Source organism: Streptomyces noursei, assembly GCF_016917755.1.
In the GTDB taxonomy this organism is placed as follows: domain Bacteria; phylum Actinomycetota; class Actinomycetes; order Streptomycetales; family Streptomycetaceae; genus Streptomyces; species Streptomyces yunnanensis.
Genome location: NZ_CP070326.1, coordinates 8,706,854 through 8,731,880, shown reverse-complemented (window position 1 = coordinate 8,731,880; position 25,027 = coordinate 8,706,854). Strand labels below are relative to the sequence as shown.

24 protein-coding genes are annotated in these 25,027 nt (G+C 68.9%); 12 read left to right on the top strand and 12 right to left on the bottom strand.

All coding sequences use genetic code 11. The annotated features are described in order from the left end of the window. Window positions 1–27: 27 nt before the first annotated feature. The 4 genes from JNO44_RS37995 to JNO44_RS37980 form a co-directional block, all read right to left on the bottom strand. Window positions 28–402: a nuclear transport factor 2 family protein gene (locus tag JNO44_RS37995; protein WP_240167851.1), complete on the bottom strand. Its 375-nt coding sequence runs from the start codon at window positions 400–402 to the stop codon at window positions 28–30. A gap of 13 nt (window positions 403–415) precedes the next feature. After that, window positions 416–868 (bottom strand): nuclear transport factor 2-like protein, encoded by a 453-nt coding sequence (locus JNO44_RS37990; protein WP_205368552.1) that lies wholly within the window; start codon window positions 866–868, stop codon window positions 416–418. Between the two features lie 22 nt (window positions 869–890). After that, entirely contained in the window at window positions 891–2,528 is a 1,638-nt protein-coding gene (locus tag JNO44_RS37985) for a thiamine pyrophosphate-binding protein (RefSeq protein WP_205368551.1), read from the bottom strand. A gap of 91 nt (window positions 2,529–2,619) precedes the next feature. Further along, a complete protein-coding gene (locus tag JNO44_RS37980; RefSeq protein WP_205368550.1) occupies window positions 2,620–3,477 on the bottom strand; it encodes a type 1 glutamine amidotransferase domain-containing protein in 858 nt (285 codons plus the stop codon). Between the two features lie 201 nt (window positions 3,478–3,678). On the opposite strand from JNO44_RS37980, the gene JNO44_RS37975 reads away from it, so the two are divergent. The 9 genes from JNO44_RS37975 to JNO44_RS37935 all read left to right on the top strand — a co-directional run bounded on the left by JNO44_RS37975 (window position 3,679) and on the right by JNO44_RS37935 (window position 11,758). After that, complete coding sequence (locus JNO44_RS37975; protein ID WP_240167849.1) at window positions 3,679–4,749, top strand: ankyrin repeat domain-containing protein; 1,071 nt, start codon at window positions 3,679–3,681, stop codon at window positions 4,747–4,749. A gap of 12 nt (window positions 4,750–4,761) precedes the next feature. After that, window positions 4,762–5,070, top strand: coding sequence for a muconolactone Delta-isomerase family protein (locus JNO44_RS37970; protein WP_205368548.1), 309 nt, complete (start codon window positions 4,762–4,764; stop codon window positions 5,068–5,070). A gap of 31 nt (window positions 5,071–5,101) precedes the next feature. Next, window positions 5,102–5,794 (top strand): EthD domain-containing protein, encoded by a 693-nt coding sequence (locus tag JNO44_RS37965; RefSeq protein ID WP_205368547.1) that lies wholly within the window; start codon window positions 5,102–5,104, stop codon window positions 5,792–5,794. Next, a complete protein-coding gene (locus JNO44_RS37960; RefSeq protein WP_205368546.1) occupies window positions 5,791–6,249 on the top strand; it encodes a nuclear transport factor 2 family protein in 459 nt (152 codons plus the stop codon). Before JNO44_RS37965 ends, JNO44_RS37960 begins: the two co-directional genes overlap by 4 nt. Beyond that, complete coding sequence (locus JNO44_RS37955) at window positions 6,246–6,668, top strand: nuclear transport factor 2 family protein (protein WP_205368545.1); 423 nt, start codon at window positions 6,246–6,248, stop codon at window positions 6,666–6,668. The genes JNO44_RS37960 and JNO44_RS37955 overlap by 4 nt, the downstream gene beginning before the upstream one ends. Next, window positions 6,665–7,561, top strand: a complete 897-nt coding sequence (locus tag JNO44_RS37950) for an alpha/beta hydrolase (protein ID WP_205368544.1) — start codon at window positions 6,665–6,667, stop codon at window positions 7,559–7,561. The genes JNO44_RS37955 and JNO44_RS37950 overlap by 4 nt, the downstream gene beginning before the upstream one ends. A gap of 115 nt (window positions 7,562–7,676) precedes the next feature. Then, window positions 7,677–7,970 carry a UBP-type zinc finger domain-containing protein gene (locus tag JNO44_RS37945; RefSeq protein ID WP_205368543.1) on the top strand — a complete coding sequence of 98 codons (294 nt, stop codon included), beginning with the start codon at window positions 7,677–7,679 and terminating at the stop codon, window positions 7,968–7,970. Further along, on the top strand, window positions 7,967–9,721 hold the full coding sequence (locus tag JNO44_RS37940) for an NAD(P)/FAD-dependent oxidoreductase (protein ID WP_205368542.1): 1,755 nt from the start codon (window positions 7,967–7,969) through the stop codon (window positions 9,719–9,721). Before JNO44_RS37945 ends, JNO44_RS37940 begins: the two co-directional genes overlap by 4 nt. Window positions 9,722–9,919: 198 nt before the next feature. Beyond that, window positions 9,920–11,758, top strand: a complete 1,839-nt coding sequence (locus JNO44_RS37935) for an APC family permease (RefSeq protein WP_205368541.1) — start codon at window positions 9,920–9,922, stop codon at window positions 11,756–11,758. Between the two features lie 56 nt (window positions 11,759–11,814). On the opposite strand, the gene JNO44_RS37930 is transcribed toward JNO44_RS37935, so the two are convergent. The 8 genes from JNO44_RS37930 to JNO44_RS37895 form a co-directional block, all read right to left on the bottom strand. Next, window positions 11,815–12,636, bottom strand: a complete 822-nt coding sequence (locus JNO44_RS37930) for a DUF6585 family protein (RefSeq protein ID WP_338058619.1) — start codon at window positions 12,634–12,636, stop codon at window positions 11,815–11,817. A gap of 259 nt (window positions 12,637–12,895) precedes the next feature. Continuing rightward, window positions 12,896–13,537, bottom strand: coding sequence for a potassium-transporting ATPase subunit KdpC (kdpC, locus tag JNO44_RS37925; RefSeq protein ID WP_205368539.1), 642 nt, complete (start codon window positions 13,535–13,537; stop codon window positions 12,896–12,898). Between the two features lie 18 nt (window positions 13,538–13,555). After that, a complete protein-coding gene (gene kdpB, locus JNO44_RS37920) occupies window positions 13,556–15,685 on the bottom strand; it encodes a potassium-transporting ATPase subunit KdpB (protein ID WP_205368538.1) in 2,130 nt (709 codons plus the stop codon). Next, window positions 15,685–17,349, bottom strand: a complete 1,665-nt coding sequence (gene kdpA / locus JNO44_RS37915) for a potassium-transporting ATPase subunit KdpA (RefSeq protein ID WP_205368537.1) — start codon at window positions 17,347–17,349, stop codon at window positions 15,685–15,687. The genes kdpB and kdpA overlap by 1 nt, the downstream gene beginning before the upstream one ends. Then, on the bottom strand, window positions 17,349–17,438 hold the full coding sequence (gene kdpF / locus JNO44_RS37910) for a K(+)-transporting ATPase subunit F (protein WP_205368536.1): 90 nt from the start codon (window positions 17,436–17,438) through the stop codon (window positions 17,349–17,351). Before kdpF ends, kdpA begins: the two co-directional genes overlap by 1 nt. 589 nt (window positions 17,439–18,027) lie before the next feature. Further along, on the bottom strand, window positions 18,028–18,777 hold the full coding sequence (locus JNO44_RS37905; protein ID WP_240167848.1) for a DUF4118 domain-containing protein: 750 nt from the start codon (window positions 18,775–18,777) through the stop codon (window positions 18,028–18,030). Between the two features lie 635 nt (window positions 18,778–19,412). Then, window positions 19,413–19,946, bottom strand: coding sequence for a GNAT family N-acetyltransferase (locus JNO44_RS37900; protein WP_205368535.1), 534 nt, complete (start codon window positions 19,944–19,946; stop codon window positions 19,413–19,415). Then, complete coding sequence (locus JNO44_RS37895; protein WP_240167847.1) at window positions 19,943–21,220, bottom strand: NsdA family TPR-like regulatory protein; 1,278 nt, start codon at window positions 21,218–21,220, stop codon at window positions 19,943–19,945. The genes JNO44_RS37900 and JNO44_RS37895 overlap by 4 nt, the downstream gene beginning before the upstream one ends. A 200-nt stretch (window positions 21,221–21,420) precedes the next feature. Here JNO44_RS37895 and JNO44_RS37890 point away from each other — a divergent pair, with 200 nt between their 5' ends. The 3 genes from JNO44_RS37890 (at window position 21,421) to JNO44_RS37880 (ending at window position 24,413) form a co-directional block, all read left to right on the top strand. Then, window positions 21,421–21,831 (top strand): hypothetical protein, encoded by a 411-nt coding sequence (locus JNO44_RS37890; protein WP_240167846.1) that lies wholly within the window; start codon window positions 21,421–21,423, stop codon window positions 21,829–21,831. Between the two features lie 498 nt (window positions 21,832–22,329). Further along, entirely contained in the window at window positions 22,330–23,262 is a 933-nt protein-coding gene (locus JNO44_RS37885; RefSeq protein ID WP_205368534.1) for a radical SAM protein, read from the top strand. A 17-nt stretch (window positions 23,263–23,279) separates the two neighbouring features. Next, window positions 23,280–24,413, top strand: coding sequence for a methyltransferase domain-containing protein (locus JNO44_RS37880; protein ID WP_205368533.1), 1,134 nt, complete (start codon window positions 23,280–23,282; stop codon window positions 24,411–24,413). Window positions 24,414–25,027 lie beyond the last annotated feature (614 nt).

Below are 25,027 nucleotides of genomic sequence, written 5' to 3'. Positions count from 1 at the left end.
GCCTCTCCGGGCGTTCCCTGCACGGTGCTAGCTCTGGGAGAGCACCTGGAACGGCAGCGTGTCGTGGTGGTTGGCCAGGTAGGTGATGAGCCCGTTCTCGATCCGGAAGTAGTTCATGGCCGCCGCCTCGATCGGTGCTCCCGAGGCACTGCGTGCGGAGATGTGGGAGACCACCGCGGCCTCGTCGCCGTCGACCAGGAAGTGCGAGGGGATGTTCTCGAAGGAGGAGTACAGCTCCTCCATGCCGGCCATCATCGAGCGGAGCGTGTCGCGGCCCTCGATCCGGCCGGCGAGCTGCTCGTCCATCACCATGTCCGCGGCGAACAGGTCGCACCAGCGGTCCCAGTCACCGGCGTTGGCATACACGTAGTAGCGGGCCAGCACGTCCCGGGTGTCCTTCACGCGCCTCATCTCCTCACAGGGCGGCGGAGCCCGGCATCGGCTCCAGCACGTTGCAGATATAGGACTTGATCCGCGGAGCCTCTCCGTTGCGGCCGGCGACCACGATCCAGGTCTGGTCGGCGTCGAAGCCGAGCCACTCGCTCCTGGCGGCCGGCGGCTGCCACGTCCTGGCCTGCCAGTTGACGCGGACACGGATGCGGGCATGGGCACCGTCGATGACGGTCCGGGTGCCGGCCACCGTGTGCTTCTCGTCGAAGAACCGGTGCGAGACGGCGGCGTACCACTCGGCGAAGCCTGCCTGCCCCCGAAAGGTGCCCTCGGGGAACCGCATCACCAGTCCGTGATCGACGACGAACTTCGTCATCTCGCCCAACTCGTCGTGGCGGTCGAGAGCGGCGTACCACTGCTCGGCCAACGCACGGACGGCCTGTTCGGTGAGCCCGCGGGCGGCGGGGGCCTCCGGCATGACAGGACTCCTCGGGTGTCGGTCAGATCTGGAGGTCGACCAGGAAGGGCCCCGTGGCGGCGAGCATCCGCGCGACCGCGTCCGCGGCCTCCTCGGGTTTCTCGATGCGTACGCCGTCGGCGCCCAGGGAGCGGGCCAGGTCGGCGAAGCGGATGTCGGGGCGGGACAGGTCGAAGGAGGACGGGAAGTCGTGCCGGGGGATGTCCCGTTCTTTCCAGTACTGCGCGATGTTGTCGTCGAGCAGCTGGTACTTGCGGTTGTTGCAGACCACGAACTTCGCGTCGATGCCATACCGGGCCGCGGTCCACAGGGCCTGGTAGGTGTACATCGCCCCGCCGTCGCCGGTGAAGCCGACCACAGTGCGGCCGGGGTGGGCGAGCTTGGCCCCCACCGCGCCGGGGATGCCGACGCCGAGGGAGCCGCCGCGGGTGAGGAAGTAGTCGCCGGGCCGGTCGGGGGGCAGGTGCTGGACCACGGTGGGCGAGGAGGTGAGGGCCTCGTCGAACACGATCAGGTCGTCCCCCGCGCGGCGGGCGAGTTCCCGCACGAAGCACTCCAGCGTCGAGCCGCCGGGCGGCACTTCGCGCAGACTGAGCTGTCGCGCTTCCTTGCGAACGGCCAGCCGCTGGGCGGCCGCCTTGCGCTGGCCGGGGCTCAGCCGGCCGGGCAGCTCGGCGACGAGCGCCGCGAGAGCCGGCCGCGGGTCCGCGACCACGCCGAGGTCGACCGGGAAGTTCTTGGCGATCTCGTAGGCGTCGAGGTCGATGTGGACGATCCGGGCATCGGGCCGGAAGGGGCTGCTGAGCCGGGGAAAGACCTCGGGGAAGAGGTATGTGCCCACGATCAGCACGGCGTCCGCCTCCGCCACCGCGGCGGCGCTCCGCTCGCCGAACATATGGCCCAGCTGGCCGCGGTGGAGCGGATGCGAGGCCGGAAAGTTCACCTCGGACGAGTCGACGCACCAGACGTCTGCACCCAACAGCTCCGCCACATCGGTGAGTTGCCGCTGAGCTCCGGCGAGGGAGACGCCGTCGCCGGCCAGGATCAGCGGGCGCTGTCCGGCCGCGAGCAGTCGCGCGGCCCGGGTCACCGTCTCCGTCGGCGGGGCGGAGACGGTGACAGGGACGGTGGAGGCGACAACGGGCTCGTCATTGAGCTCGTCGAGCACGTCCATCGGCAGGGCGACGAAGACCGGGCCTCGCGGCGGGGTCAGGGCGGTCTTCACGGCCCGGCGCACCACCCGCAGCAGCGAGCGCGGATCGGTCACCCGGGTCGCGTACTTGGTCACCGGGCGCGCCATGGCGACGAGATCGGCCGCCATCTGGGAGTCCATGGCGTCGTATCGCACCCCGGCGTCGCCGGCGATGGCGACGAGCGGGGTGTGCCCGCGCATCGACTGGTAGAGCATGCCGATCGCGTTGCCCAGGCCGACCCCGCTGTGCAGTTGCAGCAGTGCCGCCCGGCCCGTCGCCCGGGCGTAACCGTCCGCGATGCCGGCCGCAACGGTCTCCTGGAGCGCCAGCACGTACTGGAACCCCGGGGTCTGTTCGGCCGCGTCGAGCAGACCCTGTTCCACGGTTCCAGGATTTCCGAACATAACATCGAGACCATCGGCTTTAAATTGCTCGATGAGTTTGACATTCCCAGACTTGCCTGCCATCGCATACTCCCGTGGTCCGTCTTCCGGGTCTCTTGCCAGGTTGTTACGAGCCCGTGAATTCTCAACGGCCCCGCCGCAGGTGTTCGGTCTGCTACCAGCCGAAACGAGTGAGTCCGTCCTCCAGAACCTCGACCATTTTCCGGCCGGTCAGGAAGGAGTCGGGAGTGGAACGGCCAGTGATGAACGGAAAATCGACGATCACCGAGAGCGGCTTTCCGAAATTCCCGTGGTAGGCGCCATCGGGGCCCGTCGCATCGCGCAGGATGTACTCCAGGGGGTACGGCGGCGGGCCCATCACGAAGTCGGTACCGAGGAATCCGGTGCCGTCCTTGTAGTCGTACTCCTTGCAGTGGCCGGTGACGTGTTTGCCCCAGATGATGCTCCTGCGGTCGTCCCAGTCGCGGGCGAAGGCGAGGCAGGCGACGCCGTAGCACTCGGCACCGACCGGCTTGCCGGCCCGCACGAACGCCAGGATCAGGTCGTGCAGCCGCTCGTTGTTGGCGAGGTCGACGATGGGCCCGCTGCCACCGACGATGAGCAGTGCGTCGTACTGGCCCGCACCGGTGGCGACCCGCTCCAGCGACTGGTGGTACCGCTCCAGTTCACGGAGGTAATCGGGGGCGCTGGTGTAGGGGCGTTCGGGGATCCACCCGGCGAGGCTCAGCGGATTGTCGAGCCGGTTTCCGCTCTCCACCTGCCGGCCCAGCGTGGCGACTTCGGCGGTGGTCACGGAGCGGCCGAGCGGCGGGTCGACGTACTCCTCGTCGAGGCTCGGCGGAAGGGCGTGGGCGCGCTTTCCGGTGGGCGTCGCGAAGGTGACCCGGTATCCGCGCTCATCGAACTCGCGGAGCGGTCCCACCAATTCCTCGGCCCAGTATCCGTACTCGGAGAGAACGATCAGAATGTGCTTCACGTGAATCCTCCGACGTGGTCGGTCGATGTCTGGCATCGACACTGGTCCAGTGGCGAACGGACTGTCAAAGGAAATCGTAAGCAGTTTGTGAGGTCGCCATGACTTGGTGAGGTCGTGACCGCCGCACGTCAAGACTCCGCAGTAACAAGCGGGAGTTTGTCAGGTTGCCGCATGGGATAGCGGGGCTCCCGGCTAGCCTCCGTTCGCCGACTCATGCCGAAAGAAGGCAGGAAAAGGATGACGACTCCAACCCGCGAGGAATTCATAGCCGCAGTGCAGGACGGCGACGCCGAAAGAGTCTCCGCCCTCCTCCGCCGCGGGGCCGATCCGAGCGCCCGTGACACCGCCGGCGGGCTGACCGCCTTGATGATCGCGGCGGGACGAGGTGACGCGGCAACCGTACGGCTGCTCCTGGCGGCCGGCGCCGACGTGTACACCGCGGACTCCCGCGGCGGTGGGACGGCCCTGCACAAGGCCGTCCAGGGTGGCGATTCCGACACCGTCCGCGTGCTGCTGGATGCCGGCGCTTTCGTGGACGCCGTGGCGGCTACCACGGGACACACCCCGCTGATGGACGCCCTCTGGTACAAGTGGCCGGACGTCGTGGCCGTGCTCCTGGACCACCACGCGGGCCTGAACTTGTCGACGCACTACGGCTTCTCGATGCGGGAGCACTTCGAGTACGAGCTGAACGTCAACACCCGCGGCAAGGACAAACTGCTCGCCGCCGAACGCCTGCTGAAGGACCGTAACCAGAGCGACGCGGCGGCGGCAGAGGCGCAGAAGCTGATGGGCGCGGTGGTCGCCGGCGACCTCGACGCCGTGCGGCGCAGGCTCTCCGAGGGCGCCGAGGTGGACGCCCGCTTCCCGGTGGTCAACGGCTTCAACGACGGCCACACCCCCCTGCTGGTGGCCTGCCGGGACGGCCACGAGGAGATCGCCCGGGAACTGATCGCCGCCGGCGCCGACGTCAACGCCACCGAACCGACCTTCGGCGCCGTACCGCTGCACAAGGCCGTCTACAACGGCCATGCCGGAATCACCGCCCTGCTGGTCGGCGTCCCTGGCATCGACCTGGACTTCCAGGGCATCACCAATGGCTACACCCCGCTACACGACGCCCTCTGGCACGGCTACGAGGAGTGCGCACGGGTCCTCGTCGTCGCCGGTGCACGACGGGATCTCGTCGGCCACGACGGCAAGTCACCGGCCGACATCGCCCGCGAGAGCCTCGGCGCGGATCATCCGCTCACCCGCGGCCTGTCCACTACCACTGAGACGGTCGCCGTGGCCGCCCATCCTGCCTGACGAGGAGTCACCGTGCTGTTCTACGTGCAGATGAAGTGGAACCACGAGGGACGCATCTCCCTGGACGAACTCTGGGACGTCGAAGCCGAGGAGACGCTGCACGCCAAGGAGACGATCGACTCCGGCATGGTCGTCGGCATCTGGAAGGTCGCCGCACAGAAGCGGGTCATCGCGGTCGTGGACTGCGAGTCGGCCGAGGAGCTCGACAGGACGGCGCTCGGGCGGCTGCCCATGCGCGAGTACCTGGAGTTCGAGGTGGTCTGGCCGCTGCGCGACTACCTGGGCTTCGCCGACGACGTGAACGCCCACTACCGGGTCTGACCCGCCCAGCCCATCCACCGAGGAGAACCACGTGATCCACCAGATCATCCTTGCCCACCCCAAGCCCGGCATGTCAGAAGAGGAGTTCCAGCGCTACTGGGTCGAGCAGCACGCGGTCCGGTACGCGGTCAAGATCCCGCAGATCAAGCGGTACTGCGTCGACACCCGCATCCCCCGGCCCGGCGACGAGGACGACCCGCTGTGGAGCGGGGTGGCCGAGATCTGGCTGGAGAACGAGAAGGAACAGCTCGCCTCCCTGCAGAGCCCGGAGTTCCTGGAGGGCGCGCGCCTCGACGAGCCCCGTTGGGCCGCCTTCTGGCGCACCGTGGTGCTGGACACCGACGCCCATGTCGTCATGCCCGGAGACGGCGCCGACAACGCCCTGACCAAGGTCCTCATCCTCGTCAAACGCCGGGAAGGTCTGCCGCTCAGCGGGTTCCGGGAGCGCAGCCTAACCCGGCACGCCCGGCTGACCGAGAAGATCCCGGGCCTGCGCAAGTACGCCCAGAACCACACCCGTGACGCCTTCTACGGCGTGGGCGAGGCCGTACTGGACGCCGCCTACCAGCTCTGGTTCGACGACGTGCCCGCCTTCGAGGCCGCGCGGGAGACGCCCGAGTACCGGGAGATGCTCGCCGACCTGAGCCTGTTCACCGAGCCGCGTTACGTCCACACCCTGCTGCTCAAGGAGAACTGGATCACCGGCCGCGAGGGAGCCCGGTGAGCGACCTGGAACTCCTCGACCGGCTCGACATCATCGAGGTCTGCACCCGGATGTGCTGGCACACCGACAAGCGCGAATGGGAGCTGCTGCGGTCGGCCGTCTTCGCCGAGATGGTCCACGTCGACTACACCAGCCTCAACGGCGGCAAACCGGCCGACATGGCAGCGGACGAACTGATCGACGTCTGGCGGGCGTTGCTCTCCGGCCTGGCCTCGACCCAGCACCTGATCACCAACCACCTGGCGCGGATATCGGGCGACACCGCCGTCGCCACCGCGGACTTCCAGGCCACCCACCTGCTGCCCAACGCCCTCGGCGGCCCCCTGTGGACGCTCGGGGGGCACTACCGGTTCACGCTGCGGCGCACCCCCGAGGGGTGGCGGATCGACGGGCTGACGATGACCGCCGACTGGGCCAAGGGCAACCGGCAGATCATGGAAAGGACCATGCGATGACCCGCACCACCCGGGAGACCGCCACCGGCTGGTTCTCCGCACTCACCAGCGGCGACGCCGAACGCGCGCTGACCTACCTCGCCGACGATGTCGAATGGGTCAACTACGCGCCGGTGCCCGGCTACAACGACCGCATGCCGTGGATCGGCACCTATCACGGACCGGCGGCGGTGCTCGCCAGCCTGAAGGTGTTCCTGGACGTCGTCGCCGTCGGAACCGAGGAACTTGTGGACCTCGTCGTCGAGGGCGACCAGGCCATCGGCGTCCTCTACGAGAAGTCCGCGGTCAAGAAGACCGGCCAGTCCTTCGAGATCGAGTTCATCCAGCGCCTCACCGTGCGCGACGGGAAGATCGTGCGCTGGAAGTCCTACACCGACCCGTCCCAGATCCTGCGGGCGATCGACGGGAGGGCGGCATGACGCACACCGTACGGACGGAGCGGGTCACCTTCGACAGCGACGGCGAAACCCTGGTCGGCACCCTGTACCGGCCCGACGGCCAGGACCTCCGCCCTGCGATCGTCGTCACCGGCTCCTGGACGACAGTCAAGGAGCAGATGGCCGCGGTATACGCCCGACGGATGGCCGAGGCCGGTTTCCTCGCGCTCGCCTTCGACTTCACCGGTTTCGGCGAATCCGAGGGCCGGCCCCGCCAACTGGAGTCGCCGGTCCGGAAGATCGGCGACATCCGCAGCGCCGTCACCTACCTCGCCCGGCACCCGGCCGTGGACTCCGGACGCATCGGTGCCCTGGGCGTCTGCGCGAGCAGCGGGTACACCGCCGTCAACGCCGCGGACGACCCGCGGGTACGGAGCCTGGCGCTCATCGCGCCCTGGCTGCACGACGCCAACCTCGTACGGGACATCTACGGAGGAGCCGATGAGGTGCAACGGAAGACGGCCCTCGGACTCGACGCCCTGGCCCGGTACGAGAAGGGGGAGGCCGCGCAGTACGTGCCGGCTGTCAGTGTCACGGACCCCCAGGCCGCGATGTTCGGCCCCTTCGACTACTACCTGGACGAGAAACGGGGGGCCGTGCCCGCCTGGACCAACCGGTTCGCCGTGATGTCCTGGCCGCATTGGCTGACGTTCGACCCGCACCCGGCGGCGGCCCGTATCAACGTACCCACGGTGCTCGTGCACAGCCGGGACGGCGCGATCCCGCAGGGCGCGGAGAAGTTCTTCGCCGCTCTCGCCGCCCCGAAGCGGCTCGTCTGGACCAGCGGCACCCAGTTCGACTTCTACGACCAGGACGCCAAGGTCACCGAGGCCGCCGGCCTCGCGACCCGGCACTTCACGGAGACCCTGACGTAGCACGGCGGACCGGCCACCTCAGCGGGGCACAGCGGCGTTCGGCACGACACACACCGCTGTGCCCCGCTCCCTTGCCTTGCCCTCACCCCACCCCGCGGCTCTGCCGGAGGCCACCATGCCCACCTGCGCACACCTCGATCGGATCGCCCCCGTGGCGGCCACCGCGTCAGCGGAAGGCTGCCAGGAGTGCCTACGCTCCGGCGACGACTGGGTCCATCTGCGCCGCTGTCTCACCTGCGGCCACATCGGCTGCTGCGACTCCTCCAGGAACCGGCACGCCAGCCGCCACTACGAGTCCACGCGTCACCCCGTCGTCGTCTCCCACCAGCCGGACGAGACCTGGGGCTGGTGCTTCCCCGACCAGCTCTTCCTAGAGTTCACCGAGTCCACCGAAGGGACGTCCCGATGACGCCGGCCCCCGCTCCGGGGACGGCCACGAATGCGGCTGCGGCACCCACCGCGTCCGGAGAACTGCGCAAACCGGTGATCCTCGCGGTGGACGACGATCCCCAGGTGCTCCGCGCGGTCCGCCGCGACCTGCGCGGCGCCTACGCCGACCGCTATCGGATCCTGGGCGCGTCCTCCGCCGGCGAGGCACTGAAGGTCCTGGACACACTGGACGAGCGAGGCCACGATCCGGCACTCTTCCTCGTCGACCAGCGCATGCCCGACATGACCGGGGTGGACTTCCTGCTGGAAGCGGTGAGCCGTTTCCCCGATGCCCGCCGGGTGCTCCTCACCGCCTACGCCGAGACCGACGCAGCGATCACCGCCATCAACAAAGTGCGGCTCGACTACTACCTGATGAAGCCCTGGGACCCGCCTGCCGAACGGCTCTTCCCCGTCCTCGACGACCTGCTATCCGACTGGCTCGCCGCCTACCGCCCCGCCTATCAGGGCATCCACGTCGCCGGCCATGTCGTGTCGGCCCGCACCCACGCCGTACGCGACTTCCTCACCCGCAACGGCCAGCCGTTCCGCTTCCTGAACGTCGCAACCGACCCCGAGGGGCAACGGCTGCTCGCCCAGCACGCCACCGCCAGCACCGAACTGCCACTCGTCGCATTCCCCGACGGCACCGTGCTCCCGGCCCCCGGTAACGCCGAACTCGCCACCCAGCTCGGCCTCGCCACCACCGCCTCCCGCCCGCACTACGACACCGTCATCATCGGCGCGGGCCCGGCTGGCCTCGCCGCCGGCGTCTACGCCGCCTCCGAAGGGCTCTCCACCCTCCTCCTGGACGCCGACTCGCCCGGCGGACAGGCCGGTACCTCCAGCCTCATCGAGAACTACCTGGGCTTCCCGTCCGGCCTCTCAGGCGGCGACCTCACCCGGCGCGCGGTCAGTCAAGCAGGCCGCTTCGGAGCGGAGTTGCTGCACCCCGTAGAGGCCGTCGGACTGCGCCCGGCCGGCCCGGCCCGCATCATCACCCTCGCGGACGGCTCCGACATCAGCGCCGAGACCGTACTGCTCTCCACCGGGGTGTCGTACAACCGCCTGGACATCCCCGGCGCGGACCGCTTCGAAGGCGAGGGCCTCTACTACGGCGCGGCCACGACCGAGAGCAGCTCCTGTATCTCCCACCACGTCTTCATCGTCGGCGGCGCGAACTCCGCTGGTCAGGCCGCGATCCACTTCGCCAAGTACGCGGCCAGGGTCACCGTTCTCGTACGTGCCGGCTCACTGGAGGCCGGTATGTCGCAGTACCTGGTGGACGAGATCCACCGAACCACCAACATCGAAGTACGCGTGAGCACCCGGGTCCTCGCACTCGACGGCGACCAGCACCTGGAACGCATCACGCTCATGAACGACCGCACCGGAACCGAGACCGAGGAAGCGGCGCGCTTCGTCTTCACCTTCATCGGTGCACGACCGCGCACCGGCTGGCTGGACGGCGTGGTGGAGTGCGACGGGCACGCCTTCGTCCTCACCGGCCCCGACCTCCTCCACGCCGGCAAACCGCCTGCCTCCTGGCCGCTGGAACGCGACCCGCTTCTCCTGGAGACCAGCGTCCCCGGGGTGTTCGCGGCCGGCGACGTACGCGCCCAATCCATCAAGCGGGTCGCCTCGGGTGTCGGCGAGGGCGCCATGGCCGTCGCGCTCATGCACCGCTATCGGGCGGCGAGCGGAGGCGGGCGGCCGGAGCAGGGTCGGTGAGCGACGAGACCACGGCATCGCGCGCGAAGGCCACCATGAGATCCCTCCTGGGGAAGGCGCCGCGCGCGGCTCTCCACCGTCAGTCGATGTCACTGCCAGCAGAGTGGCCAAGGCCCGTGGTGGCTTCCCTCGTGGCTTTCGTCCGCCCGTTATGGTCGCCTGAACGTGGCGGGACGGAATGACGCGGGGTGGTGTGCGGTGTCTACCAGCGCCGAGGGTGCGGACGGCGGCCAGGCCGCCGCCGGCGGTGCGTTGGGTGAGCACGAGCGGGATCGGCTGACCGTGCCGCAGGGCCTGGCCGCGCTGTCACTGGACGCGCTGGCATCCGTGGCGTACGGGCCCGAGGCGATCGTGGTCGTGCTGGCGGTGGCGGGCGGTTACGGGCTCGGCTTCACGTTGCCGGTCACGGTGGCGATCGTGGTGCTGCTGGCGGCGCTGACGTTCTCGTACCGGCAGGTCATCGCCGCCTTCCCGAACGGCGGCGGCGCCTACGCGGTCGCCGGGCGGCATCTGGGACGGCGGGTGAGCCTGATCGCGGCAGCCTCGCTGATCATCGACTACGTGCTGAACGTCGCGGTCTCGGTCTCGGCCGGTGTCGCCGCACTCACGTCGGCGTTTCCGGCCCTCTACGCCGACCGGGTCTGGCTGTGCGTGATCGTGCTGGCGCTGATCACGGGTGTCAATCTGTACGGGGTGGCGGAGTCGGCGAAGGTGATGATCGTGCCGACCGTCGTCTTCGTCGCGGCGGTCTTCGCCGTAATCGTGGTCGGACTGCTGCGCGCACATCCTGTGACCGCGCCGTCGCACCCGGCCGCGTCGGCGGCCTCCGGTGTCGGGGTGCTGCTTCTGCTGCGGGCGTTCGCCTCAGGCTGTTCGGCGCTGACCGGCGTGGAGGCCATCGCGAACGCGGTACCGACGTTCCGCAGTCCACGGGTGAAGCGGGCGCAGCGTACGGAGGTGGCGCTGGGCGCGTTGCTCGGTGCGATGCTGTTGGGTCTTTCGCTGCTGATCAGGAAGTTCCACGTCGCGCCGAACAGCACCAAGACCGTGCTCGCGCAGCTCACCGATGCCTCGTTCGGCCACAACGCCGGCTTCTATGTGGTCCAGTTCGCCACGATGGTGCTGCTGGCCCTGGCTGCGAACACCTCGTTCGGCGGCATGCCGGTGCTGACCTCATTGCTGGCCCGTGACCACAACCTTCCGCACGTGTTCTGGCTGCGCGCCGATCGGCAGGTCTACCGGCATGGCGTGATGGTGTTGTCGGGAGCCGCACTCGTGCTGCTGATCGGTGCCGAGGGCGACACGCAGGCGCTGGTGCCCTTCTTCGCCATCGGCGTCTTCATCGGCTTCACCATCTCCCAGATCGGCATGGTCCGGCACTGGTACATCGAGCAGGGTTCCGGTTGGCAGGGGCGCGCCGCTCTCAACGCGCTGGGGGCGGCGCTGACGACGGTGGCGTTGGCCATCGAGCTGGTGGCGAAATTCGGTGAGGGCGGTTGGCTGGTCTTCCTCACGGTCGCCCTCTTGGTCGCGGTGTTCGAGTGGGTCCACCGGACCTACCGGCGGATCGGTGTCGGGCTGCATCTCGGCGAGGTGCCCGGGCCACCCGAGGAGCACCGCTCGCTGGTGATCGTCCCTGTAGGAGGGGTCAACCTTCTTACCCAGCAGGCCATCAGCGCGGCGATCTCGCTCGGGGACGAGGTGCGCGCGGTCACCGTCGTACACCCCGACGACCAGGACGCGAAGTCCGCCGGCGAGGTGCGCGACGCGTGGAACACGTGGCATCCGAATGTCCCACTGACCGTGCTGAGCAGCCGGACGCGATCGCTGACCCGGCCGATCGTGGACTACCTGCGCGCCCTCCAGGCCGAAATGGAACACGACCGCTTGGTGGTGCTGATCCCGGAGATGGAACTGCCCCACGTGTGGCTGCGCCTGCTGCAGAACCAGCGCGGCGCGGTCCTCGACCGCGCGATCCGCCGCTACACCGACGCGGTGATCTGCCGCCTGCGGTTCCGCATCGACGTCCCACGTTGAGCACGCCTCACACGCCGCACACGCCTTCGTTCGGCTTGTGAACAAGGAGCAGGATTTCACCCGTCGAGCGGCGAGTGTGCCTGGTGCAGCCGCTCGGCGAGCGTGCGGAACACGCGGTAGTTCGGAATCAGGCTGATCGGAAGCGTCTCCAGAGGACGTCTGCTGCCGGTGATGTGGATGCTGACCATTCCGGCCCGCACTCTGACCTCGGCTACTTGCGACCACGGGACGGCCCGGCGTCGCGTGCCGATCTCCGCGGACGACAGCCACAGGTACGTGAAATCGACCCGCTCTCCCGCGTCGAGGGCGGCCTCGGCCCGGGGCAGCTGAGCCGCGGTGACGCCCCGTTGGATCTCCTCGCCCCACTCCTCGGGGCGCTCCAAGCCGTGGCGGAGGATCACTTCGACGCCTGTCGTGTCGGTGAAACGGTATGTGTAGGCGATTTGGTCCGGCGCCGGGTTCGCGACGAGGTGCACGATCTTCTGCCGAACCGACGTCGTGTCGTACCGCGCCACACGTGTCCGACGCCGGTAGGTCACGAGAAGCCCGTGCTCGTACAGGTCCAGCCGGGTGCCACGGTTCCGGGCGGCCACCCGGCCCGACCACAGTGTGATGAGGAGGAGATGTCCGCCGATCATCAAGGTCCAGGTGGCGCCGAGGATGCCGAGCACCGGCACACCGGCGGCGAACCCCAATGCGGCCAGCACGCAACTCACCGCGGTGGCAATGCCTTCTATGCGGTGCCTCCGCAGATTCGGCCGCACCGGCAGGTACGTCCCACGGTGCCCGCCGAGCCCCGCACGGTCGGCTGCCAGCCGTACTGCCGGCGGGACGCCGGACGCGGCCGCATGCGGACCGCCGTGGGGAGGGTGCGTCATCCCTTCCGCCGAGCGCCGGTTCGTGCTCGGTTTCATGGACGACAGCGTGCCAGGCCGCCCGGGAGACGGCCGCGTGCCTTGACGGAACTCATGCGGACTCGGGTTCCCGGTGTACGGAAGCGGCAATTTCGCCATCACGGCCGCCGGGGACGGCCCCGGAGACGAGCACGCCCGCTGCACGCCCGCTCCGGATGCCGCGCCGTCCGGTCGTGCGCGGGCTCGCGGCCGACCGGACGGCATGACGAGTGCTGCCCTCACCTCACCGAAGCCGGGCCAGTGCCAGATTCAGCTCGATGACGTTGACCCGAGGTTCGCCGAGGAAGCCGAGGGCACGGTCCTGGACGTGCTGGGCGACGAGCCGGCGGACGACCGCCGCGCTCAGGCCGCGGGTCCTGGCGACCCGTTCGACCTGCTCGTAGGCGTATGCCGGGGAGATGTCGGGGTCGAGGCCGGAGCCGGACGCGGTGACCGCGTCGGCGGGGACGTCCTTCGGGTCGACCTTGTCGAACGCGGCCACCGCCGCCCTGCGGTCCTTGACGGACTTGACGAGATCATCGCTGTTGGGCCCGAGGTTGGAGGCGCTGGAGCTGGTCGGGTCGTAGCCGCTGTCCCCGGCCGAGGAGGGGCGAGGCTGGAACCACTTGGGGTCGGGCTTGGCCGCCTCCTTGGGATCGTCGGGATTCTTCTTGGGCAGGTTGAAGTTCTGGCCGAGCAGGCTGGAGCCGACGGTCTTGCCGTTCTGCCTGACCTGCGAGCCGTTGGCCCGGTCCGGGAAGGCCGCCTGGGCGACGCCGGTGACGAGCAGCGGATAGGCGATGCCGGTGATCACCGTGAACACCAGCAGCATCCGCAGCGCCGCGAGATGGTTCCGGACCACGGAAGGTAGGAAGCGGGATGTCATGACTGCCTTCTGTCTGGGTCAGCGCAGACCGGGGATGAACTGGACGGCCAGGTCGATCAGTTTGATGCCGAGGAACGGCAGGACGAGGCCGCCGAGTCCGTAGATCCAGATGTTGCGGCTGAGCAGCGCAGCGGCCGACGAGGGCCGGTAGCGCACGCCGCGCAGCGACAGCGGGATCAGCGCCACGATGATCAGTGCGTTGAAGATGATCGCCGAGGAGATCGCCGAGAGCGGGCTGTGCAGGTGCATGATGTTGAGCTTGTTCAGCCCCGGGTAGGCGGTGGCGAACATCGCCGGGATGATGGCGAAGTACTTGGCGACGTCGTTGGCGATCGAGAACGTCGTCAACGCACCCCGGGTGATGAGGAGTTGCTTGCCGATCTCGACGATCTCGATGAGCTTGGTCGGGTTGGAGTCGAGGTCGACCATGTTCCCGGCCTCCTTGGCGGCCGAGGTGCCGGTGTTCATGGCCACGCCGACGTCCGCCTGGGCCAGTGCCGGGGCGTCGTTCGTCCCGTCACCGGTCATCGCGACCAGCTTGCCGCCCGCCTGCTCACGCTTGATGAGCGCCATCTTGTCCTCGGGAGTGGCCTCGGCGAGGAAGTCGTCCACGCCTGCCTCCTCCGCTATGGCGCGGGCCGTCAGCGGGTTGTCACCGGTGATCATGACGGTCTTGATGCCCATCTTGCGCAGTTCCGCGAACCGCTCCCGGATGCCGGGCTTGACGACGTCCTTGAGGTGGATGACGCCCAGCACCTTGGCCCGGCCGCCGCGGCGCTCGGCGACCACGAGGGGCGTACCACCGCTGCCCGAGATGCCGTCGACGATCGACCGGACCTCGCCGGCGGCGTCGCCACCGTTCCGCTCGGCCCACGCGGTGACCGCGGAGGCGGCGCCCTTGCGTACCCGGCGGGTCAGACCGCCTTCGGTGAGGTCGACGCCTGACATGCGGGTCTGGGCGGTGAACGGCACGAACTCGGCGTTGCCCAGCTCGCCCTGATGCCGCTCGCGCCGCCCGTACTTCTCCGTGGCCAGGACGACCACCGAGCGGCCTTCGGGCGTCTCGTCGGCGAGGGAGGACAACTGCGCGGCGTCCGCCAGGTCCTCCACGCTCACGCCTTCGACGGGCAGGAACTCCGCGGCCTGGCGGTTGCCGAAGGTGATGGTGCCGGTCTTGTCCAGCAGCAGGGTGTTGACGTCGCCTGCGGCCTCGACGGCGCGGCCGGACATCGCCAGCACGTTGCGCTGCACCAGGCGGTCCATGCCCGCGATGCCGATCGCCGAGAGCAGGGCACCGATCGTGGTGGGAATCAGCGCCACCACGAGGGCGACCAGGACGACGATGGTCTGCTCGGCGTGGGCGTAGATCGCGAACGGCTGCAGCGTCACCACCGCGAGCAGGAACACGACCGTCAGCGACGCCAGCAGGATGTTGAGCGCGATCTCGTTGGGCGTCTTCTGCCGGGCGGCTCCCTCGACCAGCGCGATCATCCGGTCGATGAAGGTCTCGCCGGGCTTGGAGGTGATCTGCACGACGATCCGGTCGGAGAGCACCTTCGTGCCACCGGTCACCGCCGAGCGGTCGCCGCCGGATTCGCGGATCACGGGCGCGGACTCGCCGGTGATCGCCGACTCGTCGACACTGGCGACGCCTTCGACGACGTCACCGTCACCGGGGATGATCTGCCCCGCCTCGACGACGACGAGATCTTCGAGCTGGAGCCTGGTGGCGGGCACCTCCTCCTCGCTCAGGGTCGTCAGGCCCGGCCGCCAGTCCAGCAGGCGGCGGGCGACCGTGTCGGTCTTGGTCCGCCGCAGCGTCTCCGCCTGCGCCTTGCCGCGGCCCTCGGCCACGGCCTCGGAGAGGTTGGCGAAGACGGCGGTCAGCCACAGCCACGCGGCGATCACCCAGGCGAAGATGCTGGGGTCCTTGATCGCCGACAGGGTGGTGAGCAGCGCCCCCACCGCGACCACGAACATGACCGGGTTCTTGACCATGACGCGGGGGTTGAGCTTCCTGACCGCTTCGGGCAGCGAGGTGATCAGTTGCCTGGGGTCGAGCAGGCCGCCGGAGACCCGGTGCGGTTCCTGTGGTGTCTGCGGCGTCTCCTCGGGGGAGGACGGAGGCTCTACGAGTGTCAGGTGCATTACTGCAGCCCTTCCGCAAGCGGGCCCAGTGCGAGGGCGGGGAAGTAGGTGAGGCCGACGACGATGAGGATCACGCCGGTCAGCAGGCCGACGAACTGCGGCCGGTGGGTGGGCAGGGTGCCCGCGGTGACGGGCACGGGCTGCTGCGAGGCGAGCGACCCGGCCAGCGCGAGGACGAACACCATGGGCAGGAAGCGGCCGAGGAGCATCGCCAGGCCGAGCGCGGTGTTGTACCAGACGGTGTTGGCCGAAAGGCCCGCGAACGCCGAGCCGTTGTTGTTGGCGGCCGAGGTGAAGGCGTACAGCACCTCGGAGAAACCGTGTGCTCCGTGGTTGGCCATCGCGGCGCGCTCGCCCGGCAGCGCCATCGCGATGCCCGAGCCCACGAGCACGATCGCGGGGGTGGTCAGGATGTACAGCGAGGCGAACTTGATCTCCCTGCCCCGCAGCTTCTTGCCCAGGTATTCGGGCGTCCGGCCGACCATCAGCCCCGCGATGAACACCGCGACGATCGCCAGGACGAGGATGCCGTAGAGCCCGGAACCGGTACCGCCCGGGGCGATCTCACCCAGCATCATGTTGAAGATCGTCATCCCGCCGCCGCCCGGCGTGTACGAGTCGTGGAACGAGTCGACCGCACCGCACGAGGTCAGCGTCGTGGACACCGCGAACAGCGCCGACGCCCAGACGCCGAACCGCTGCTCCTTGCCCTCCATCATCCCGCCGGCGGCGTGCCCGGCGGCGCTGCTGACGCTGTGCAGTTCGTTGAAGGTGACGACGGCGACCGAGGCGGCCCAGATCAGGCCCATCACGGCGACGACGGCATAGCCCTGGCGGTTGTCGCCGACCATCCGCCCGAAGGTGCGCGGCAGCGCGAAGCCGATCACCAACAGGAGGTAGATCTCCAGCCAGTTGGTGAAGGCGTTGGGGTTCTCGAAGGGGTGGGCGGAGTTGGCGTTGTAGAAGCCGCCGCCGTTGGTGCCCAGTTCCTTGATGGCCTCCTGGGAGGCGACCGGACCGCCGGTGAGGGACTGCGAATCGCCAGCGATGGTGCTGATCGAGTGGACCGCGTGGAAGTTCTCGATCACGCCGTTGGCCACCAGGACAAGGGCGAGGACGAATGACAGGGGCAGCAGCACGCGCAGCACGATCCGGGTCAGGTCCACCCAGAAGTTGCCGACCCGGTCGGTCTTCTTGCGGGTGAAACCGCGGATCAGAGCGGTGACGACGGCAATGCCGACGGCGGCGGAGACGAAGTTCTGCACCGCCAGGCCGGCCATCTGCACCAGGTGCCCCATGGTGGACTCACCTGAGTACGACTGCCAGTTGGTGTTGGTGACGAAGGAGACCGCCGTGTTGAACGACAGGTCCGGCGCCACCGCCTGCATGCCGATGGACAGCAGCAGATGGTTCTGCAGACGCATGAACCCGTACAGGAACAACACGGACACCAGCGAGAACGCGAGCACACTGCGCAGATAGCCGATCCACCGCTGGTCGGCATCGCCGTCGACCCCGCCCAGCCGGTAGATCAGGCGCTCGGCGCGCAGGTGCTTCGCACTGGTGAGGATGCGGGCCAGGTAGTCACCCAGGGGCCGGTACGACAGGGCCAGCGCGCCGATCAGCGCCAGCACCTGCAACCAGCCTGCGAGAGTGTCGTTCACTAGAAGCGCTCCGGGAAGATCAGGGCCACTACCAAGTAGGCCAGCAGGAACACGGATACGACGAGGCCGACGATGTTCTCGGTACTCACAGGCGCTCCACCCCCTTCATCGCCAGCCCGACGAGGGCGAAGGCGGCGAGGGTGAGCAGGACGAACCACAGATCTGGCATGACACACATCCCAAGTGAGACAACGGGGACGGAGCCGCCAGGCCTTACCGGGTGGGGGAATTGGCACGGTGGCCAGAGCGGTGCCGGCGAGAACCGGCAGCGGTAGCGAAGCGCTTCGGCGCCCGCGGGAGAACCGCGTTAGCGACTTCCTGACGCGCCGGTCGAGTGGCCTGATATGTTCTTGACGCCATGTGGTTGCGTCAACACAGAATGTTCACCATTCTCTTAGGCCGACTGGCCGGTTTTGGGATCCGTCCTGCTGTTATGGCGACCGCCGGTTCACGGGTGACATCCTCCGCGGGGCAGCGGGCTCGATCCGAAAGGGCGGCCGACGTACCGGCAAGCGTCGCGAACCGGACACAGTGGCTCGACTCACACCTTGTCGGGCAGTGGCCGGCGGTCTCGGGGCTCCACCTCGACGACAGCGCGCGTCAGCCGCCTCGCGGTGCGGGACAGCCGACCCACGTCGCCTCCACCGTTCCACAGCGACGTTCGGCACGGAGCACCGCCTACTCGCCCCGCCCCATCCCCGCGGTGTCGAGCGCGGCACCGACGTGGTCGGCGAGGGTGACCGCGACCAGGCGCGCTTGCAACGGTGGCTTGGCTCCGGGGGCCGGCCGGAGCATGAAGCGGCCGTAGTAGTGCCCGTTGCCGTAGGTGCGCAGTTCGATCTCCTCGTCCGGGAAACCCAGCAGGTCGACATCCCACACCCTGCGTCCCGCGGTCACGCTGCCGTCCGCTTGCAGGCGTGCCGGGTGACCGAGCAGGGATCCGTACTCGAACCGGCATCCACGCAGCCCCAGCAAGTCTGTGAGCTGCCGTTTCACCTTCTCCACGACCTCGTCGGGCGCGGTGCGGGACTGCGCCAGCTCGGCGGTCTCGTGAAGCTGGGAGAGGTAATAGGCGTCAGTGACGGCGACCACCTGCATGCGCCTGGCCCGCGCGGCCAGCTGGGAGACCGCCAGTCCCACCAGGAGCAGCAGGACGGCCGTGCGGATGTCCGCAGCCTTTGTGATCGCGAACCGCTCGTAGGGCCGAGTGAAGAAGAAGTCAAACCACACGGCGGCCGACAGCGCCGCGAGGGCGCCGGCGAGGCGGTGTCCGTTGGCGGCCACGGCGACGACGACCACGACGAGGATCAGCGCCACGTCCGTGTTCGAGATATGCGTGCGGGCGGGCACGAGAACCGCGGCGACTGCCAGTGGAGCGAGCAGTCCGGCCATGACCGCGACGGTGTCCCGCTGCAGGAAGCGCTGCACGGTCCACCTCCTGTCTCCTCTCCAGAATCGCTGGCCCGGCGCCGATCGTCGAGCGGTCGGCGGATGGACGACGGATCGCAGAACAGACGGCGCGTCGGGCTGGGGCGGCGGTTTCCTGTACAGCACCAGGCACCCAGCCCGTCCCGCCCTCGGCTCGCCTCCCCACCATGCACGTCCCCTGCTCATTGATCGAATGAGCACGCCTGTGGCCATTCACGGCTCGGCGGGGAGACGAAGGCCGAGGGTGCGCCCCTTCGCCACCGCCCTGCATTCGCGACGGCATCACCTGCCGCCCCCTCCGCATGCGACACCAAGCGCGGCACTCACCGCGCCGTCTCCAAACCGGCGTCGACCCCACCGTGATCACCAGTGGATCGCCGAGACTCAGGCCACCCGCGCCCGCGCGGAAGACGACCACGCACCGCAAGTGCCGGCTACTCCACAGACTCGCGCATGATCCGCGACGAGATTGCCAGCCTCGTCCGACCCCTCAGCGCCCCACCCGCCGTCATCCGCCGTGGTGGCGGCGCCCGGATGCGGGTGAGCACGACCTTGCGGTTCAGCTGGGGTTGGCCAGGGCCCTGTAGGAGAGTGCCGTCCGGGACGAGTGGTGCGGGACGCTCGGCGCACGCCGGTCAGGCAGCGGTGCGCAGGTCCCGGAGCATAACCGCAAAGTTCGGGGAGTCCGGGAACGGCTGACGATTCCCGATCTTCCGATACCCCCACCCCTCGTAGAGCGCTTGCACTTTCAGGTGGTCGGGGTCGACGAGGAGCACGGCCAGGGCCTCGGGCCGGCTGGCGAGCAGGGCTACATGGAGCCGCTCAGCGGTTCCTGTCTTCCGCCACGCCGGCCGGACCATCAGCTCGGAAACCGAGAACGTCGAGGCGTCTGCCGGCGGTTCACTCATGTGCTCGCGCCACCACTCACGCCCTTCCGTCGCCGTGGCCCCGTAGGCGAAGCCCACCGGTTCGGAGTCGTCGTAGCCGATCACGCACGAGAAGCCGGGGTTGCCTCCCCAGTGGTCGACGAACCAGGGAAACCGCTGGGTGAACTCGTCGTCCTCCAGCTCGTCGGCGTACGCATCGGCATGTACGTCGAGGAGTGTTTGCCGGATGCCGGGCAGGTCATCGTGCCCGAAGTGACGGAGTTCAACCGTTGCGCCGGTCATGCAGGGCTCCATTCAGTCCGGTAGCGGTCGGCCCACTCGTGTGCGATGCGTGGGGGTGCCAGAGTGATCAGGTCGCGGTGGAAGGTGCCGAGGAGTTGGCGCAGGCGGCCGGGGAGCGGGTCCCCGGACATGATGGTGAAGACATCTGCGCTGGAGGCGCATGCCGGCTCGACGTCGCCTTGATGGAGCTGCGCGAGCGCGAGGCGCACGGTGGTGTGCGCGCGGTTGCGCCGGTAGGTCTGAGGGAGGGCGGCAAGTGCCCTGTAAGCGGCAGCCTCAGCCTCTGCGGGATCGCCGACGACGTCGCGAACCGTTGCGGTGAGGGAGTACAGCTCCGCGGGGCCGTAGAAAGCGATCCAAATAGGCCGCGGTTCCGTGGTGTCGACCTTGCCCATCGCGTCCTCTGCACGCCCCAGAGAGCGCAGGGCCCCGCGCCGGTCGCCACTGTTGGCGAGGCCGATAGCGGTCCGGGCGTGGGCAAGGGAGGCGTGCAGCGGTGACTGGCGCGCTATGGGCGTTGCTTGCGCGGCTTGAGCTGCGGCGACGGCCATGCCGTGGTCCTTCTGTTGCCTGGCGAGCATGGCCCGCAGGTTCCATACCTGCATGGCCATGTCCGAGTCCTGGGCCATGCCGGCGAGGGTCAGGGCACGGTCGAGATGCTTGCCGGCGGCGTCGAGCTGCCGGGCGTCGATCAGCGACCATGCCGCAGTCGCGGTGAAGTCGGCAGCGAGGCTGAACAGGCGTTGACGCACGCGTTGCGTGGTGGAACGGCGCTGGAGTCCCAGGGCTTCGTCCGCTCCAGCGAGGGCGGCGCGTTCGAGGGCAGTGTGTCCACCTCGCTCGGCGTCGATCGCGACGAGGGCTTCGACACTGTCACGGAGTCGGACCACGTCGGACGTTCCGACGCTCTGCGGGCGGGAGGCGATGAGGGGGACGGCGACGGCGGCGGTGGCCGCGCCGACGAACCGGCGACGGTGCACTGTGTCCTCCGATGGCGCTGCTGGGGGTACTGGGCTGGTGGTGCGCTTCCCCCGAGGCACAAAGCCCAGGTCTGCGACGGTTCGGCCGCTGATGGCCTCTAACGCGCGGCGCTGGCGCTCCTGGGGCCAGCGGTTCTCGCCGGACAGCCACCGGAACACTGTGCGTTCGCTGGTGGCGCCGAGCCGTCCGGTGAGATCGCGAATGGCGTGGTTCACGGCGTCGGTCAGTTCCCGGGCCGACATGCCGACCTCCGCCATCCAGGCAGCCAGGGCTGCATTTCTGGAATCGGCCATACCGCCACGGTATGCGGCGGGGACTCTCACGGAAAGTAAAGAGCTGGTCAGTTCGTCAGTCTGAGTGCGACCGGTCCGCGCAACTTCGTCATATCCGGCGTGCGGTGACGACGGGTTAGCTGTCGTGTAAGGCCCCGCACGCGCCCCGGTCTCCCGCCGGGCTCCGGCGGGGTGCCGTCCCCATCGCAACCGAGGCGACGATGACCAGTACGCGCGCTGCGCAGGAGAAAGCCGCTACCCCCGCGATCCCCGACCCGTCCGCTGCCGTGTTGTACGTGTGCGCGGAAAGGGGCCGGCTGGCCCCAACCCTCGCCGCCGAGCGGGCCGAGCAGGAAGGCCGCGAATTCGCCGCCACGCGCGGGCTCTGCCTCGTCGAGGTGGTGACGGACGTGTACGGGGAGCCCGAACCGTGCCACCGCGCCGGCTGGACGCGGGTACGCGAACTGGCGGCGACGGGCAAGGTCGGCGTGTTGATCGTCAGGTGGCCTGCAGCGATCTCTCCGGATGCAACACACGAGGTACGACATCGCGAAATCCGGTGGTTGCAGGATCGAGGCGTCCAGGTGCGTTATTCGTGGGCTCCGCTGACTGCGGACGGTGAACTCAAGTGAACTCCGGACAAGGTTTATTGGATCACCACGGCTCGATGTCGGTCACGTTGGACGCCCGCCTGCAGGGGGCATGGTGAGTGCCCCGCACGCCGCGTTGGCAGCTTCGATCCGGATATCCATTCGGCGACCGTCGACGTCGCCGGTGCTGCCTGCTGCCTGCTGCCACCCCATCGCCCTGGCCATCTGCAGTGCCGCACAAGCCCGCTCAGCCCCGTTCCCGGCCCCCGGATGAGGCACCGGAAGTCAGCACAGTGGTGCACCAACCAACTCCTGAGACCCCGGCGGGGGCCGGGTGGCACAGGCTCTGGCGCTTCGCTGGCACCACTACGTGACACCCCGTGGCCCCCTTCCCGCTCCGCCCACCCCATCGGGACGGCCGCGACCTCCGTGCGATGCATGCCCAGGCGAGACCGGCCTGCGGGATCGGGGCTGCGCCCCAGCCCCGAGAGGGACCGCCCTACCTCAACGCGCACCACTCGAACCAGAAGGGACACAGCCATGATGACCGCTCCGCAGGCACCCGCAACACCCGCACCACCGACGTTCCTTGAACTGGAGATCACCCAACGGTGTCAGCTCACCTGTTCCTCGCATTGCTATGCCCAGGCCGGGCCGACGAAGGGCCACGGCACCATGACCGGTGACGACTGGCGGCGCGTGATCACAGAAGCCGTCGCCCTCGGCGTCCAAAGGGTCCAGTTCATCGGCGGTGAGCCGACGATGCACCCCGACTTCGCTGCCCTCGTCGAGCACGCGCTCGCCGCCGGCCTCGACGTGCAGGTCTACAGCAACCTCTACCGCGTGCGAGCGGAACACTGGGAGCTGTACGCGCACCCAAGGGTGACCTTGGGGACGTCGTACTACTCCGACGACCCGGACGAGCACGACCAGATCACGGGCCGGAAGGGCTCCCACGACTCCACCCGCGCCAACATCGTCGAGGCCGTACGGCGTGGCATCCGCGTCAAGGTCGGCATCATCCACCTGCGCGACGGCCAGCGCACCGAACCGGCCCGCGCCGAGATGGCGGCCCTCGGGGTGGCCCGCGTGCACGTGGACCGTGTCCGCGGCGTCGGGAACGCAGCCAAGACGGCGGCGATCCCGTCCACGTCGGAATTGTGCGGGCGGTGCGCGGACGGAAAGGCCGCGATCCTGCCGGATGGCACCGTGGCACCCTGTGTGCTCGGACGTTTCCTTCCTGCCGGCGACGTGAAAACCGGCGGCTTGGCGACGGTGTTTACTGGACAGCGGTGGGCGCAGGTCGCGGCCAGTATCCCGCGCCGCAGCGGCAGTTGCGTACCGGACTCCTGCACCCCGAAGGAGGATTCGTGCCAGCCCTCCCCGGGCCTGGTGATGGCCTGCAACCCTGATCAGGACAGCTCCGACTGTGCTCCGGCCGAGACCGAAGCCTGTGACCCGGCATACGAGTAGGTAGGAGGCTCACTGTCATGGATTGGGAATCGTCGGCGCGACGCCTGGCGGCCGAAGTCGTCCGGCCCGAATCCCGCTGGTACGCGCCGATCGCTGGAACGCCGCGGCATGTGTTCGTGCCCCGCTGGTGGGGCCGAGGGAAGGAGCACTGGGAGCTGCGCGACGGCTCAACCGCCCCCGAAGCGTGGATGCGGGCGGTCTACGCGGACCGGACCCTGGTGACCCGGATCGGCCCCCACCATGCCGACGACGCCGAGCCCGGCGCCACCGTCGCGACGGGACACCCCACCTCGTCGTCAACACTGCCGAGTCTGGTCGTGCAGATGTACCGGCACGCCATGATCGCCGACGACTCAAGGGTGTTGGTGACGACCGGCACCGGCTACGGAACCGCGCTCCTGTGCCGGCGGCTCGGTGACCAACAGGTGACGAGCGTGGATGTCGACCCGCACCTGGTGGAAACAGCGGGCGGCCGGCTCGAATCAGTCGGACTACACCCGCACACTGCCGTCTGTGACATCACTGGCCCCCTGCCCGGGGAGTACGACCGGATCGTGTCCACGGTCTCCGTACGCCCCGTACCGGCCTCGTGGCTGGCTTCTCTGCGGCCCGGCGGGCGTCTGGTGACCACGCTCGCCGGGACCGGGCTGATCGTGACGGCGGACAAGACCGAGGACGGCGGCGCCGTCGGACGCGTCGCACCGGACGCGGCAGGCTTCATGCGCACCCGCCACGGCGACGACTACGAATGCCCCACGGATGAACTGTGGGAGAAGATCAAGCGGGCCGACGGCGAGACCGTCACGACGAGCCGGTACCCGCTGCTGCACGTGCCCGACTCGTGGGAGGTGATGTCGATGCTCGAACTCACCGCGCCGGGCATCGACTACCGCAGCATGACGAACGGCGACGAGCGGACGGTGTGGATGCTGCACCCGGACGGATCGTGGGCCCGCGCCACGGCCGTCGGGTTCCTGGCTTCCCCGACAGTGCACCAGGGCGGTCCCCGCCGCCTGTGGGATGAACTGGAGCGCATCCGGCACCGGCTCAACCGGGAAGGTGGATTGCCGGTGTACGGAGCCCGGGTACACCTCGATCCGAACGGCGCCCTGACCCTCTCCCGTGGCAAGTGGATGGTGACCGTTGGCTGACCCGGCGGCGGACGGTTCCCCTCGACACCGTTGAGCACGTTGCCCCCTGAGACTGGTTGACACAAGAACCCCGGTGGCCACGCATCCCGGCCGCCGGGCCATCCGGCCCCGCGCAGGCCCGAGCCCACAGGGGTCTGCCCTCTGTTCGGGCTGGGACGTCCTGCGGGGCGCCGTTCTCAGCTGGTGAGTGGATGAAGGGGATCGCTTTGCCTGCGGAAACGGGGCCGGTGACGCTGAGCCGGTTTCCATCGCACCTACCGATGGATGGTCAGGCATGCCAGTCCGGGCAGGACGCGCCCGGACAGGTCCTTCCACTCAGTGCACAGGCGCAAGCCATTCGGGAAGTTCTGGTTTTGGCAAGTTCTTACGTGCTGACATCGGCCTACCGGTAGTACGTGTGCCTGGTCACCCCGGACTTGTCGCGCCGACTCCAGCGTTCCGGCCGCCTGGTCGCCGGTAGCCCGCCGCATCCGCGGGGGCGAGTCCGAGAAGTGAAGTCTCTGGTGGGCTCGCTCGCGAGCCGAGGTCAGGCCATCTGCACCCACGTGAATGCGGCGCGGCTTGCGCTTCAGTAATTCAGTGTTGCTAAGTACCGGTAGATAGCGTTACTGCGT